The 13,274-nt window shown below is 74.5% G+C and carries 9 protein-coding genes; 7 read left to right on the top strand and 2 right to left on the bottom strand.

What is annotated here, in order from left to right:
- Nucleotides 1-59: 59 nt before the first annotated feature.
- The 5 genes from AC3ET4_RS10730 (at nt 60) to AC3ET4_RS10710 (ending at nt 5,348) form a co-directional block, all read left to right on the top strand.
- Nucleotides 60-641 (top strand): TMEM165/GDT1 family protein, encoded by a 582-nt coding sequence (locus AC3ET4_RS10730; RefSeq protein WP_431948443.1) that lies wholly within the window; start codon nt 60-62, stop codon nt 639-641.
- Between the two features lie 129 nt (nt 642-770).
- Nucleotides 771-1,979, top strand: coding sequence for a PP2C family protein-serine/threonine phosphatase (locus AC3ET4_RS10725; protein WP_431948441.1), 1,209 nt, complete (start codon nt 771-773; stop codon nt 1,977-1,979).
- A 436-nt stretch (nt 1,980-2,415) separates the two neighbouring features.
- Entirely contained in the window at nt 2,416-3,081 is a 666-nt protein-coding gene (locus AC3ET4_RS10720; protein ID WP_431948439.1) for a response regulator, read from the top strand.
- On the top strand, nt 3,078-4,178 hold the full coding sequence (locus AC3ET4_RS10715; RefSeq protein ID WP_431948437.1) for a sensor histidine kinase: 1,101 nt from the start codon (nt 3,078-3,080) through the stop codon (nt 4,176-4,178). Before AC3ET4_RS10720 ends, AC3ET4_RS10715 begins: the two co-directional genes overlap by 4 nt.
- A gap of 267 nt (nt 4,179-4,445) precedes the next feature.
- The gene (locus tag AC3ET4_RS10710) at nt 4,446-5,348 is read left to right on the top strand and encodes a hypothetical protein (protein WP_431948435.1); all 903 of its coding nucleotides are present in this window, start codon (nt 4,446-4,448) and stop codon (nt 5,346-5,348) included.
- A 6-nt stretch (nt 5,349-5,354) separates the two neighbouring features.
- On the opposite strand, the gene AC3ET4_RS10705 is transcribed toward AC3ET4_RS10710, so the two are convergent.
- Nucleotides 5,355-6,575 (bottom strand): PucR family transcriptional regulator, encoded by a 1,221-nt coding sequence (locus AC3ET4_RS10705; protein ID WP_431948433.1) that lies wholly within the window; start codon nt 6,573-6,575, stop codon nt 5,355-5,357.
- Nucleotides 6,576-6,833: 258 nt separating this feature from the next.
- Between AC3ET4_RS10705 and AC3ET4_RS10700 the strand changes: the two genes are divergently transcribed.
- Both AC3ET4_RS10700 and AC3ET4_RS10695 read left to right on the top strand, forming a co-directional pair.
- Complete coding sequence (locus AC3ET4_RS10700) at nt 6,834-11,543, top strand: ATP-dependent helicase (RefSeq protein ID WP_431948432.1); 4,710 nt, start codon at nt 6,834-6,836, stop codon at nt 11,541-11,543.
- Between the two features lie 27 nt (nt 11,544-11,570).
- Nucleotides 11,571-12,398, top strand: coding sequence for a DNA-formamidopyrimidine glycosylase family protein (locus tag AC3ET4_RS10695; protein WP_431948430.1), 828 nt, complete (start codon nt 11,571-11,573; stop codon nt 12,396-12,398).
- 267 nt (nt 12,399-12,665) lie between these two features.
- Here AC3ET4_RS10695 and AC3ET4_RS10690 read toward each other — a convergent pair whose 3' ends face one another.
- Nucleotides 12,666-13,025 carry a hypothetical protein gene (locus tag AC3ET4_RS10690; RefSeq protein WP_431948428.1) on the bottom strand — a complete coding sequence of 120 codons (360 nt, stop codon included), beginning with the start codon at nt 13,023-13,025 and terminating at the stop codon, nt 12,666-12,668.
- Between the last annotated feature and the right edge of the window lie 249 nt (nt 13,026-13,274).

Genomic DNA, 13,274 nt, shown 5'->3' with positions numbered 1-13,274 from the left:
TCCCGTCGCCCTCTGGGTGCCGTCGAGTCTGCGGTCCGGCCCCAGCAGAAAGCACCGGAATGACCTTCGACCCCCTGGCGCTCGTCACCGCCTTCGGGCTGATCTTCCTCGCCGAACTCCCGGACAAGACGATGTTCGCCTCGCTGGCGATGGGCACGCGCATGCGCCCGCTGTACGTCTGGTTCGGGACCTCGACCGCCTTCATCGTGCACGTGGCCATCGCGGTGGGCGCCGGCAGCCTGATCAGCCTGCTGCCGAGCATGGCGGTGAAACTGGTCTCCGCCGCCTTGTTCGCCTTCGGCGCCGTGGTACTGCTGCGGGGCGGGGGCGACGACGATCACGACGAGGCCGGCAGGACCGTGTCCGGGTTCTGGCCGGTGTACTCCACCGCGTTCACGGCCGTCTTCATCGGCGAGTGGGGCGATCTCACGCAGATCACCACCGCCAACCTCGCCGCCACCAACGGCTGGCTGCCGACCGCGATCGGATCGGCCGCCGCCCTGATGGCGGTTTCCGCCCTCGCCCTGGTGGTGGGCCGCTTCATCGCGAAGAAGGTCCCCCTGCAGACCATCCAGCGCGCCGGAGGCGTCTGCATGGCGGGCCTGGCCGTCTGGACCCTGGTCGAGGCGTTCACGGGCTGACGTTCCCGACGGCCCTGTCGAGCAGCGTGATGACCGGTGATGTTGCAGGGCGTACATTCGGTTTATGCGACCGCCGGCGCTGGAGGGCGACCTCCGTGCTTCGGCTCCCGCCGGGGGCCCGGAGCCGCGATGAAGGGCGGCATCCTACGGCGGCTGCCCCGGCGCCGGGCGGCCCCGCCCGGCGCGCGGACCGGCACCTCATGGGTGACGTTGTTGACCCAGGGCCACGGGCCGCTGGGTCTGGCCCTGTTCATGATCGGCTCCATCGTCGCCGCCGGCTTCATCCTGCCGCCCACCGAGCACCTGGCCTCGCTGATGGTGGTGGTCCCCGCCACCACGGCCGTGCTGGCGGGGGCCTGGACGACGGCCCTGAGCGCCGCCCTGTCGTGCGTCGCCGCCTTTGTGCTGGACGTCCACGACAACCTGCTGGGCACGACCATCCCCGCCGTGCACCAGTTGGAGATCCTCCTCGTCTCGGCGTTCGTCATCGCCTCCCGCAACATCCGTGACCGCAGCGTCCGGGAGCTGATGGAGGTACGGATCGTGTCCGACACCATCCAGCGCGTCCTGCTGCGCCCGCTGCCTCCGCGCATCGGGCCGCTGCTCGTGCGGGCGGCGTACCACGCCTCCCATCCCTACGCACAGATCGGCGGGGACCTGTACGCCGTGGCCCGGAGCGCGACTGGGGTGCGCTTCCTCATCGGGGACGTCAGGGGCAAGGGGCTGACCGCGGTCGAGGACGCGGAGGCCCTGCTCGGGGCGTTCCGGGGGGCCGCCCGCAGGATCGACTCGCTCCCGGAACTGGTGGCCGACCTGGAGCACACGGTGCGCGGCCATTTCGAGGAGAGCGGCCGGACCGACGCCAACGCCTTGGAGCGGTTCATCACCGCACTGGTCCTGGAGGTTCCCGACGACTGCGCCGAGATCCACATGGTCAGCTGCGGGCACCCCCCGCCCTACATGGCGCACCGGTCCCGCACCCGGCTGCTCTCCCCGGCCGAGCCCTCTCCCCCACTCGGCCTGGGCAGCCTGAACGCCGAGGACTACGTCGTCGACACCTTCCCCTTCGGCAGCGGGCCGACGCTGCTGCTCTACACCGACGGCGCCCTCGAGGCCCGCAACGGCGAGGGTCAGTTCTACGACCTGGCCGCGACCGTGGCCGCCTGGCCCGGTTCCCAGCCGGAGGAGCTGATCCAGCACGTGTTCGACGGACTTTCCGCGCACGTGGGCGGCGACATCACGCTCGAGGACGACATCGCCATGATCGCGGTGCAGTACGGCGACGGGTACCGCCCGGCCTCCCCGGCCACGTCCGGCGATCGGCTGCTCACCTCCTGAGGGACCGGGCGGATGGGCCCTTGCCCGACCGGTGTCGGCCAGCCGACCGCCGACAGCGCCCCGTTGCCCGGGAGGCCGCCGTACCGGCCGCGGGCGGGGCTCCTGCGGAACCGGAGGTGGGCGCGGGCACGGACGTCGCCCAGGCGGCCGGCAGCGTCCCACGGCCTGGCGGCCGCGGACGGTGGGACGGCGGTAGACCTCCACGTCGTCTCCTTGCGGTCGTGAACGCCCGGCGCCGGGGCGCCGACCGCCGGGGTCGCGACGGCCGGAGCGGTCACCGTGCGCATGCGAACCGCCCGGGTCCCGTCCCGGTCGCCCGCGACCGCCTTCCGCTCGCGGCGCCCTCCCCGCCCCGGCCGGACGCCCTGCTCCGCGCGCCGGACGGCCCGAGGCATGGTAGGAATCGGGCAGGGGTCCGGTGGCGAGTGGAGCACGCGTGATCCGGGTACTGGTGGTCGACGACGAGGCGCTGATCCGTACGGGCTTCCAGCGCATCCTGGATGCGGCGGACGACATCGAGGTCGTGGCCACTGTGCCCGGCGGGCAGGCGATCCGCACCGCGCAGGAGACCCAGCCCGACGTCGTCCTGCTGGACATCCGGATGCCCGACGTGGACGGGCTGACCGTGCTGGCCGGGCTCCGGCGGCTGCCGCGTCCTCCGGTGGTGGCGATGCTGACGACCTTCGACATGGACGAGTACGTGGCCACGGCGCTGCGTTCCGGCGCTGCCGGCTTCCTGCTGAAGGACACGGACCCCGAGGAACTGCCGTTCCTGGTGCGCAGCCTGGCGGGCGGCGGCGCCGTACTGTCGTCCAAGGTCACCCGGACGGTCGTGGACGGGTACCTGGGCGCGGGCCCGCAGGAATCGGCCGCCCGCGGCGTGGCCCGATTGACCGAGCGCGAGCGCGCCGTCCTGCTCCTGGTCGCCGAGGGGCTGTCGAACGCGGACATCGCCGGGCGGATGCACCTGGGAACGGGCACGGTCAAGGACCATGTGAGCGCCATCCTGACCAAACTGCAGGTGGGCAGCCGGGTGCAGGCGGCGCTGCTCGCCGAGCGCGCGGGGCTGCTCAGACGGCCGCAGGACGGTGAGGGCGCATGAGATTCCGGCGTCCGTCGCCCGTGGCGATGGACCTCGCCGTCGTCGCGGTCTCGCTGTTCGACATCTGGGCCAACGTCGACCCCGAGGAGTCGGTGCGCTTCGGCTGCGCCCTCGGCGGCGCCGTCGCCCTGATGCTGCGCCGCCGCGTGCCGCTGGTCACCTTCGTCCTGACGGTGCCCGCCGTGCTGGTCTCGGACGCGGCCTTCGCCACGCTGGCCGCGCTCTACACCCTCGCCTCGCTCACCCGCCGCCGGTGGCTGCTGGCGGTGTGCGCGCTGTGCTTCACCATCGCGGACATGGTGCCGTGGCCCGCGCCGAAGGTCGACCTGCTGGAGCCGTCGACGCTGATCACCTTGACTTACACGGCGGCGACGGCCGCGGCCCCGGTCTTCCTCGGCCAGCTGGTCCAGGCCCGGCGAGACCTGTCGCTGCGGCTCGCCGAGATCTCGGAGGCCCGCGACCACGAGCGGCTGCTCACCGCGCAGACGGTCCTCGCCAAGGAACGCGCGCAGCTCGCCCGGGAGATGCACGACGTGGTCTCCCACCAGGTCAGCCTGATCGCCGTACGGGCCGGTGCGCTCCAGGTCGGCACGCGGGACGCCGAGGTCAAGGAGGCCGCGGCGACGATCCGGCGGCTGAGCGTGCAGACCCTGGACGAGCTCCGGCACATGGTCAGCGTGCTGCGCGCCGCCGGCGGCCGACCCACGGAGCTCACCCCGCAGCCCTCGCTGGCCGACCTGGAACGGCTGGTGAGCGGCAGCGGGATCGAGGCCGACCTCCAGCCGGACCTGCCGGGCGGGCTGCCGCCGACAGTGCAGCGCGCGGTCTACCGCACCGTGCAGGAGGCGCTGACCAACGTGCGCAAGCACGCGCCCGGGGCCTCGGCGCGGGTCCGGATCAACCACCAGGGCGGCACCGTCCGGGTCACCGTCACCAACACCGCGCCCACCCGGCCGGCGCTCCCGCTGCCCAGCGCCCACTACGGCCTGGTCGGCCTGCGGCAGCGCGCGGCGCTGCTCGGCGGCACCGTCACCTCGGGCCCGACAGCCGACGGCGGCTACGAGCTGAGGCTGGAGCTGCCCGCCGCGGGCGCCTGAAGCGGCGCCACCGCCGCCTGGCCCGAACGAGCGCCGCCGGCCGTGCCCCGACACGGCGCCCGGGCCCCGCACGGGGCCTCGCCGGTACGACCAGGGCCCCGCACGGCGCGCAGCCGCCAGCGGCGCCGCGTGCTGCGTTGGGGGAGCGGCGGGGTCGTCAACGGCGCAGGCGGCCCGTGACCCGTACCGGGGGCGCGCGGTCGCACACCCGGGTGCTCCCTGCGCACCTGCGCGTGCGGGCCGCTCACGGAGGCCTACTGTGCGCACATGCCAGCCAACCCGCTAGATCGCGCCGAGCACTTCGTGTGGTTGACCGCACGGGTTCTCGAGCAGCACAGGTTCGCGTACCACTTCCGGAACGGCCCGGCGGACGCGGTGGAGACCGCGTTGTCCGCCTACCGCAACGCCGACGAGGGCTACGGCCACGCCCTCGACCCCGACCTGCGCGGCACGGCCAGCCAACCGCGGCACGTGGTCCACGCACTGCGCGTGCTCGACGAGATCGGCAGGTGCGGTGGCCGGCGCGCGGAACAGATCTGCCGCTATGTGACGGCCGCATCGACCCCGGAGGGCGCGCTGCCCGCCCTCCACCCCTCCCTGCGCGGTTTCCCGGCCGCCCCGTGGCTGACTCCGGTCGAGAGTCCTCCGGGCGACCTGCTGGCGACCGGGCCCGTGGTGGGCACCCTGCACCGCAACCAGGTGTGGCACGCCTGGCTGTTCCGCGCGACGGACTTCTGCTGGGCGACGGTCGAGACCCTCGACAAGACCCACCCCGGCGAGGCCGTGGCCGCGATGGCCTTCCTGGACCACGCGCCCGACCACGCGCGGGCCCATGACGCGGCGGCGCGGCTGGGACGGATCGTGCGCGAGCAGCGGCTCGTCGCGCTGGACCCCGGCCGGCCCACGGAGCGCGCGTCACGAACGGGCTCCCCCGGCGGCTCGCCGCGCTGCGCGTACGACTACGCCCGTACTCCCCAGTCCCTGGCGCGGGAATGGTTCACGGACGCCGAGATGGACCGCGCTCTCGACCACCTGGCGGCATGCCAGCACGAGGACGGCGGCTGGCCCGCGCGCCGGCCCGGATGGACACCCGCGTCGTCCCTGGAGTGGCGGCCCCTGGCCACCCTCGACGCGCTGCTCACCCTGCGGGCGTACGGGCGTCTCGCCTGAACCCGCTCAACCGGCGGCGTCGCGCAGCAGCAGCGCGGCCAGCGCCAGGGTCGTACCGTGCGGCGCGGCGAGGTCGAGCCCGGTGAGCTCGCCGATCCGTGCGAGCCGGTTGTCGACGGTATTGGGGTGCAGTCCCAACTGCCGGGCCGTGCTGCGCCGTTCCTGGCGGCAGCCGAGGTAGGTCCGCAGCGTCTCGACCAGATCCTCGCGGTGCGCGATCGGGTCGAGCAGGGCGGCTATGCGTCCGCTGCTCTCGTCACGCCGCGACAGGTGGTACTCGAGCAGTACGTCGTCGAGCCGGTGAAGCCCCGGCGGCAGCCCGCCCGCGCGGGCCACCCGCAGCACTTCCGAGGCCGTGCGGGCAGCGCCCGGGATCTCTTCGGGGCCGGCCGCCCGGACGGCGGCCAGCCGTATGTCCGGGGAGCAGGCGCGGCGCAGCGCGGCGAGCAGCGCGTCGTCAGCGGACGGGGCCAGGCGGGCGGGCACGACGGCGTGGCCGCCGCATTCGTCGAGCAGAGCCGGGACCTCGATGCCGAATGCGCGGTCCAGCGCGGCCTGGACGCGGCGGGGCCTGCGGTACGCGGCGGCCGGGGGGCGTGCGTCGGAGCCCTCGGCCGGGAAGTGGAGGGCCAGCACAAGGGCGCCGCCGGTCAGGCCCAACAGCCCGGCGGGGAAGCGTTCCGGGGGCAGGAAGCCGTCCAGCAGCGCCCGCACCAGGGCGCGGCGTTCCTCACGGCGCTCGCTGGCACGGGTGCTCCGCTCGTCCGGATACGTCTCGCAGACGGCGCCGACGATGCCCTCCTGGACATGGATGAGGACGTCGGCGAGTTCGGCGAGCGCGGCCTCCTCCCCGGGGCGGGCCACCGCGCGCAGCGCCCGCCAGAGCACGGCGGTGCCGCGCAGACGGCTCCGCAGCACGAGGTGCGGGGGCGCCCCTTCCTCGGCATACCGCGCGGCGCATTCCCTGAAACGGTCGACGCCGGCGGGCTCCGGCCGCTCGGTGGGGCCGCCCTCGGCGCCCCGGCCCAGAAAGAGCCGCAGGCAGTCGCGCGCGGTGGCGGCGATCTCCCCGTCCTCGGCGCCGGCGGGCGGCTCGGCGTGACCGCTGAGATCGGTGGAGGGGGCGCCCGTCGTCATGGAGCGGGCGATCTCGTTCACCTTGCGCTCGCAGCGCGCGGCGAGGGCGCGGGCCGCGTCGGACAGGAGCGGCAGGGTGTCGGCCGCCATCGTCCCACCCCTCACGTACGCGCCTGTTGTGACGGGTCACATTAACCCGTCACCCGGTGACGTTGCGCTGTCCTGCGGTCACCTCCGCGGCCACGGCGACGGCCGGCGCCAAGGATCGCGCCCCGGTACCGGAGCCGAATCCGGGCCGTCGCGGGAGCCGAATCCAGGCCGTCGCCTCCCCGCCCGTCCCGGCCGGTGAGAGGGGCACGGGCCCGAGGCGAGGGCGCTTTGTCAGTGCGGCGAGGCAGGATGGATGACATGTCGCCACGGAGCACTGGGCGCACCCCGCAGGAGCCGGATCCCGCGGGGGCCCTCGACGCGTTCGCCCCCGCCACCCGCGCGTGGTTCACGGGGGCCTTCAGCGCGCCCACGGCCGCCCAGGCGGGAGCGTGGCGGGCGATCGCCGGCGGTTCGGACGTGCTCGTGGTCGCCCCCACCGGCTCCGGCAAGACGCTCGCGGCGTTCCTGGCGGCCCTGGACCGGCTGGCGTCGACGCCGCCGCCGGCCGAGGCAAAGCGTCGTTGCCGCGTGCTGTACGTGTCGCCGCTGAAGGCACTCGCCGTCGACGTGGAGCGCAATCTGCGCAGCCCGCTGACCGGTCTGCGGCACGAGTCCGTGCGGCTGGGGCTGCCGGAGCCGCAGGTGCGGGTGGGGATCCGCTCGGGCGACACCCCGGCCGCCGAGCGGCGCGCGCTCGCGACCCGGCCACCGGACATCCTGATCACGACCCCCGAGTCGCTGTTCCTGATGCTCACCTCCTCGGCCAGGGAGTCGCTGCGCGGCGTCGAGACCGTGATCCTGGACGAGGTGCACGCCGTGGCGGGCACCAAGCGCGGCGCGCACCTGGCGCTGTCGCTGGAGCGGCTGGACGAGTTGCTGGAGCGCCCCGCGCGGCGCATCGGGCTGTCGGCGACGGTCCGCCCGGTGGACGAGGTGGCGCGCTTCCTGTCGCCGCGGCGCAAGGTGACGGTCGTCCAGCCCCCGTCGCAGAAGGAGTTCCACCTGTCGGTGGTCGTCCCCGTCGAGGATCTGGGCGAGCTCGGCGGCTCTCCGGCCACCGAGGGCGACGACCCGAGGCCGTCGATCTGGCCGCACGTCGAGGAGCGCATCGCCGACCTGGTGCAGGACCACCGCTCGACCATCGTCTTCGCCAACTCCCGCCGTCTGGCCGAGCGGTTGTGCAACCGGCTCAACGAGATCGCGTACGAGCGGGCCATGGGCGCACCCCTGCCTGAGGGAGCGCCGCCCGCGCAGATCATGGCGCAGTCCGGGGCGGCGCAGGGGGCACCCCCACTGCTGGCCAGGGCCCACCACGGATCGGTCTCCAAGGAGCAGCGCGCCCTGGTGGAGGAGGATCTCAAGGCCGGCCGGCTGCCGGCCGTCGTCGCCACGTCCAGCCTGGAGCTGGGCATCGACATGGGCGCGGTCGACCTGGTCGTGCAGGTGGAGTCCCCGCCCTCGGTGGCGTCCGGACTGCAGCGCGTGGGCCGGGCCGGACACCAGGTGGGCGCCGTCTCGACGGGAGTGGTCTTCCCCAAGTACCGCGGCGACCTGGTGCAGTCGGCGGTCGTCACCGAGCGGATGCGGGAGGGGGCGATCGAGGCGCTGCGCGTCCCGGCCAATCCCCTGGACGTGCTGGCGCAGCAACTCGTCGCGATGACGGCGCTGGACACCTGGGACGTCGACGAACTGCTGGCGGTGGTGCGCCGAGCGGCGCCCTTCGCGGCGCTTCCGCACTCGGCGTACACCGCGGTGCTCGACATGCTGGCCGGGCGCTACCCCTCCGACGCCTTCGCGGAGCTGCGCCCGCGCGTGGTGTGGGACCGGGTGGCGAACACCGTGACGGGCCGGCCGGGCGCGCAGCGTCTGGCGGTGACCTCGGGCGGCACCATCCCCGACCGCGGGCTGTTCGGGGTGTTCCTGGCCGGCGCCGACCCGAAGAAGGGCGGCGGCCGAGTCGGCGAACTGGACGAGGAGATGGTCTACGAGTCACGGGTGGGCGACGTCTTCACCCTGGGCACGACCTCCTGGCGGATCGAGGACATCACCCGCGACCGGGTGCTGGTCTCCCCTGCCCCAGGTGTGCCGGGGCGGCTGCCGTTCTGGAAGGGCGACCAGCTCGGCCGTCCACTCGAGCTGGGGCGCGCGCTCGGCGCCTTCCTCCGGGAGGTCGCCGCCCTCGATCCGCGAAAGGGACGGGCTCGGCTGGCCGCCGCGGGCCTGGACCCCTGGGCTGTCGACAATGTGCTGGCCTACCTGGAGGAGCAGCGCAAGGCCTGCGGCCATGTGCCGGACGACCGTACCATCGTGGTCGAGCGCTTCCGGGACGAACTGGGCGACTGGCGGGTGGTCGTCCACTCCCCCTTCGGCGCCCAGGTCCACGCCCCGTGGGCGCTCGCGCTGGGCGCCCGGCTCGGTGAGCGGTACGGCTTCGACGCGCAGGTGATGCACGCCGACGACGGCATCGTGCTGCGCCTTCCGGACGCGGACCTGATGGGCCTCGAGCTGCTGGACGCGGAGCCCGCCCGGCAGGGCGCCGAGTACGACGCCGACCGGTCACCGGTGGGCGCCGCCGACGTCGTCTTCGACAAGGGCGAGGTCGAACAGCTCGTCACCGACCAGGTCGGCGGTTCCGCCCTGTTCGCGTCGCGGTTCCGGGAGTGCGCGGCCCGCGCGCTGCTGCTGCCCCGCCGCGATCCTGGCCGGCGCACCCCGCTGTGGCAGCAGCGCCAGCGGGCCGCCCAGCTGCTCCAGGTGGCCTCGGAGTTCGGTTCCTTCCCCATCGTGCTGGAGGCCGTCCGCGAGTGCCTGCAGGACGTCTTCGACGTCCCCGGGCTGGTCGAGCTGATGGGCGACATCGAGTCCCGCAAGGTACGGCTGGTCGAGGTGACGACACCCGAGCCGTCGCCGTTCGCCAAGTCGCTGCTCTTCGGCTATGTGGCGCAGTTCCTCTACGAGGGCGACTCGCCGCTGGCCGAGCGGCGCGCCGCGGCCCTCTCGCTGGACTCCCGGCTGCTGTCGGAGCTCCTGGGCCAGGCGGAGCTGCGGGAACTGCTGGACGCCGACGTCATGGTGGAGCTGGAGCGCGAGCTGCAGTGGCTCACCGAGGACCGGCGGATCAAGGATCCCGAGGGCGTCGCCGACGTGCTGCGGCTGCTCGGCCCGCTGGACGACGCCGAGCTGGCCGCCCGCGGAGCGGAGCCGGGGTGGGCGGCCGGGCTGGAGGGCGCGCGCCGGGTGATCAGGGTCCGTGTCGCGGGCGCGGACCGCTGGGCCGCCGTGGAGGACGCCGGGCGGCTGCGGGACGCGCTCGGCACCGCGCTGCCGGTCGGCGTGCCGGAGGCCTTCACCGAGCCCGTCCGGGACCCCTTGGCGGATCTGCTGGCCCGGTACGCGCGTACCCACGGCCCGTTCACCTCGGCCGAGGCCGCCCAGCGCTTCGGCCTGGGCACCGCCGTCGCGGACGGCACCCTGCACCGGCTCGCCGCGTCCGGCAGGATCGTGCAGGGTGAGTTCCGGCCGGGCGGCGCGGGCCACGAGTGGTGCGACGCCGGAGTGCTGCGGCGGCTGCGACGGCGCTCGCTGGCGGCGCTGCGGCAGGAACTGGAACCCGTGCCGCCGACCACCCTGGCCGCCTTCCTGCCGCAGTGGCAGCACGTGGGCACGCACAGTCTGCGCGGTCTCGACGGCCTGGTGCGGGCCGTGGAGCAGCTCCAGGGCGCCGCGGTGCCCGCCTCGGCCCTGGAGAAGCTGGTCCTGCCGGCCCGCGTGGCGGACTACACCCCGGCGATGCTGGACGAGCTCACGTCGGCCGGCGAGATCGTGTGGGCGGGGGCCGGCGCCCTGCAGGGCAAGGACGGCTGGGTGTCGCTGTATCTCGCCGACTCCGCACCACTGCTGCTGCCGCAGCCGCAGCCCTTGGAGCTCTCCCCGGTCCACCGCGCGGTCCTTGACGGCCTCTCGGGGGGCTACGGGCTGTTCTTCCGCCAGATCTGCGAGCAGGTCCGCGCCGCCGGGCACGAGGTGTCCGATCCCGAACTCGCCGAGGTGCTCTGGGAGCTGGCCTGGTCGGGCCGGCTGACCAATGACACGCTCGCGCCGCTGCGCGCCCTGCTCGGCTCCGGCCGCACGGCCGGCTCCACCGCGCACCGGGCACCGCGTGCGGTGCCCCGAGGCCGCTACGGCGCCTTCACGGCCCGTACCGGCCGGCCCTCGCCAAGGGCGACGGCCTCGCGGAGCGGCCCGCCGACGACCGCCGGCCGCTGGTCCCTGGTGCCGGCCGTGGAGCCCGACGCGACGCACCGGGCGCACGCACTCACCCACACCCTGCTCGACCGGCACGGCGTGGTGACCCGCGGCGCGGTGGCCGCCGAGGGTGTGGAGGGCGGTTTCTCGGCCGCGTACCGGGTGCTCTCGGCCTTCGAGGAGACCGGCCAGGCGCGCCGCGGCTACGTCGTCGAGGGCCTGGGCGCGGCGCAGTTCGCCATGGACGGCGCCGTGGACCGGCTGCGGGCCATCAGCAACGCGCGGGAGCGCGAGGAGGCCCGGCACGACAAGGCGCGCACCGTTGTGCTGGCCGCAGCCGACCCGGCCAACGCCTATGGGGCCGCCCTGCCGTGGCCCGAACAGCCCGCGGGGGTGACCCACCGGCCGGGACGCAAGGCGGGGGCGCTGGTCGTCCTGGTCGACGGCGAGCTCACGCTGTACGTGGAGCGCGGCGGGAAGACACTGCTGGCCTGGCCCGGGCCCGCCGGGGCGGCGGCCGACGGCCGAGAGGGCGGCGGCGCGGACGAGGAGCGGTTGCAGGCGGCCGCCGACGCACTCGCCCTGGCTGTGCGGGACGGGGCGCTCGGCCGGCTCACCGTGGAGCGCACCAACGGCGAGTCGGCTCTCACCTCGGCGCTCGGCCGCGCCCTGGAGGCGGCCGGTTTCCACGCGACACCCCGCGGCCTGCGGCTGCGGTCCTGAACGCACACGACGGGAACAGGGGGAGCCGTGCCCGAGGGCGACACGATCTGGCTGGCCGCGCACCGGCTGCACCGGGCGCTGGCGGGCCACGTCCTGCTCCGCGCGGACCTGCGCGTGCCGCGGCTGGCCACGACCGACCTGTCGGGACGCCACGTGCAGGAGGTCGTGGCCCGAGGCAAGCACCTGCTGATCCGGATCGAGGGCGGGTTGACCCTCCACTCACATCTGCGCATGGACGGTTCCTGGCAGGTGTACGCACCCGGCGAGCGCTGGCGGGGCGGCCCCGACCACCAGGTCCGGGCGGTCCTCGCCCATGCCGAACGGGTCGCGGTCGGTTACCGGCTGCCCGTGCTGGAGCTGCTGCGGTCTGCCGAGGAGGATCGGGCGGTCGGCCATCTCGGGCCGGATCTGCTCGGCCCGGACTGGGATCCGGTGGAGGCGGTGCGCCGGCTGACCGCCGACCCGGCAAGGCCGGTCGGTGACGCGTTGCTGGACCAGCGCAATCTCGCCGGCATAGGCAACGTCTACAAGTGCGAGGTGTGCTTCCTGCGAGGCGTCACGCCCTGGACGCCGGTCGGCGACGTCCCCGAACCGGAACGGGTCGTCGCACTCGCCAGAAAGTTGCTGCAGGCCAACAAGACCCGGCACGGCCACATCACCACCGGCGACACCCGGCGCGGCCGTACCCACTGGGTGTACGGCCGCGACCGGCACGGCTGCCTGCGCTGCGGCACGCAGATCCGCGTCGCCGAACTGGGACCGCCCGGGCAGCCCCGGGTGACGTACTGGTGCCCGCACTGCCAGCGGGGGCCGGCACCGACGCCATCCTCCCGGCCGGCGCCGCGGTCCCGCTGAGGACAATCGGCGTGACCGGCCCCGTCGGCTCCGACGGCGGAGGCCCTCGCCCGGCCGTCACCCCGCACACCGGTGGCGGCGTCACCGAGGGCTTCCGTCATCCAGCCCCGTCCCGCGCCCGTCTCGGGGGCTCGGTGCGAGGTGCGAGGTGCGAGGTGCGAGGTGCCGCAGGCACCGGTGTGCGCCGCGCCCGAGGACCGCGAGAGGGCCCGGGCGCGGGCACCCGCGTTCGCACCGGCTTCCACAACCGGTCACCCGTGCCCCGTGTCAGCCCTGCCGACCGGCCGCACCCCGCGCCCTGACGGGGGCGTCGTCATGGCCGAGCCGTGACGTGCTCCGGGGTCCCGGCACTCTTCCCGGAAGCCCTCCCGGCACCGGGCCCTCAACCTCGCGGACGGCCGCCCGGGCGGCGGACGATGATCCCCGTGACCACCTCGCCGTGTGCAGGGGGACGATGCTGAGCCCCCAGCCACCGGCGACGACCAGGCCCTCGAAGGAGCCTGCCTGTGCGGGCTGGGCGACGAGCCTCAGCAGGGCCCACCACCACACCACACCCGCGACGAAAGCGATCGCCCAGCGGACCGCCCGCTGGGCCCACAGCTCGTGAAACAGGCGGAGAACATACATGGCCGCCTCCTTCGGAGCCCCGAGGTTGCGGCGGGAATCACCAAGGACCCAGTCCCGGGCTTTCCCCGTACACAGGTGCGATCCCCTGCCGGCAAGATCTCTAGACCTCCGCCGGTAGGCCTCGGACCGCGTTCACTCGAACGGAGGACGCATACCGCTACTACCTGCGACATTTTGCGGCGGACGGCGACCCAGGGCGACGACGCCCTTAGCCTGCCCTTAGCCCCGGGGTGACCTCCGGGCCCCCGC

Source organism: Actinacidiphila sp. bgisy167 (assembly GCF_057707665.1).
Note: the sequence above shows the minus strand (reverse complement) of the source record. Positions and strands in the feature narration are given on the sequence as shown.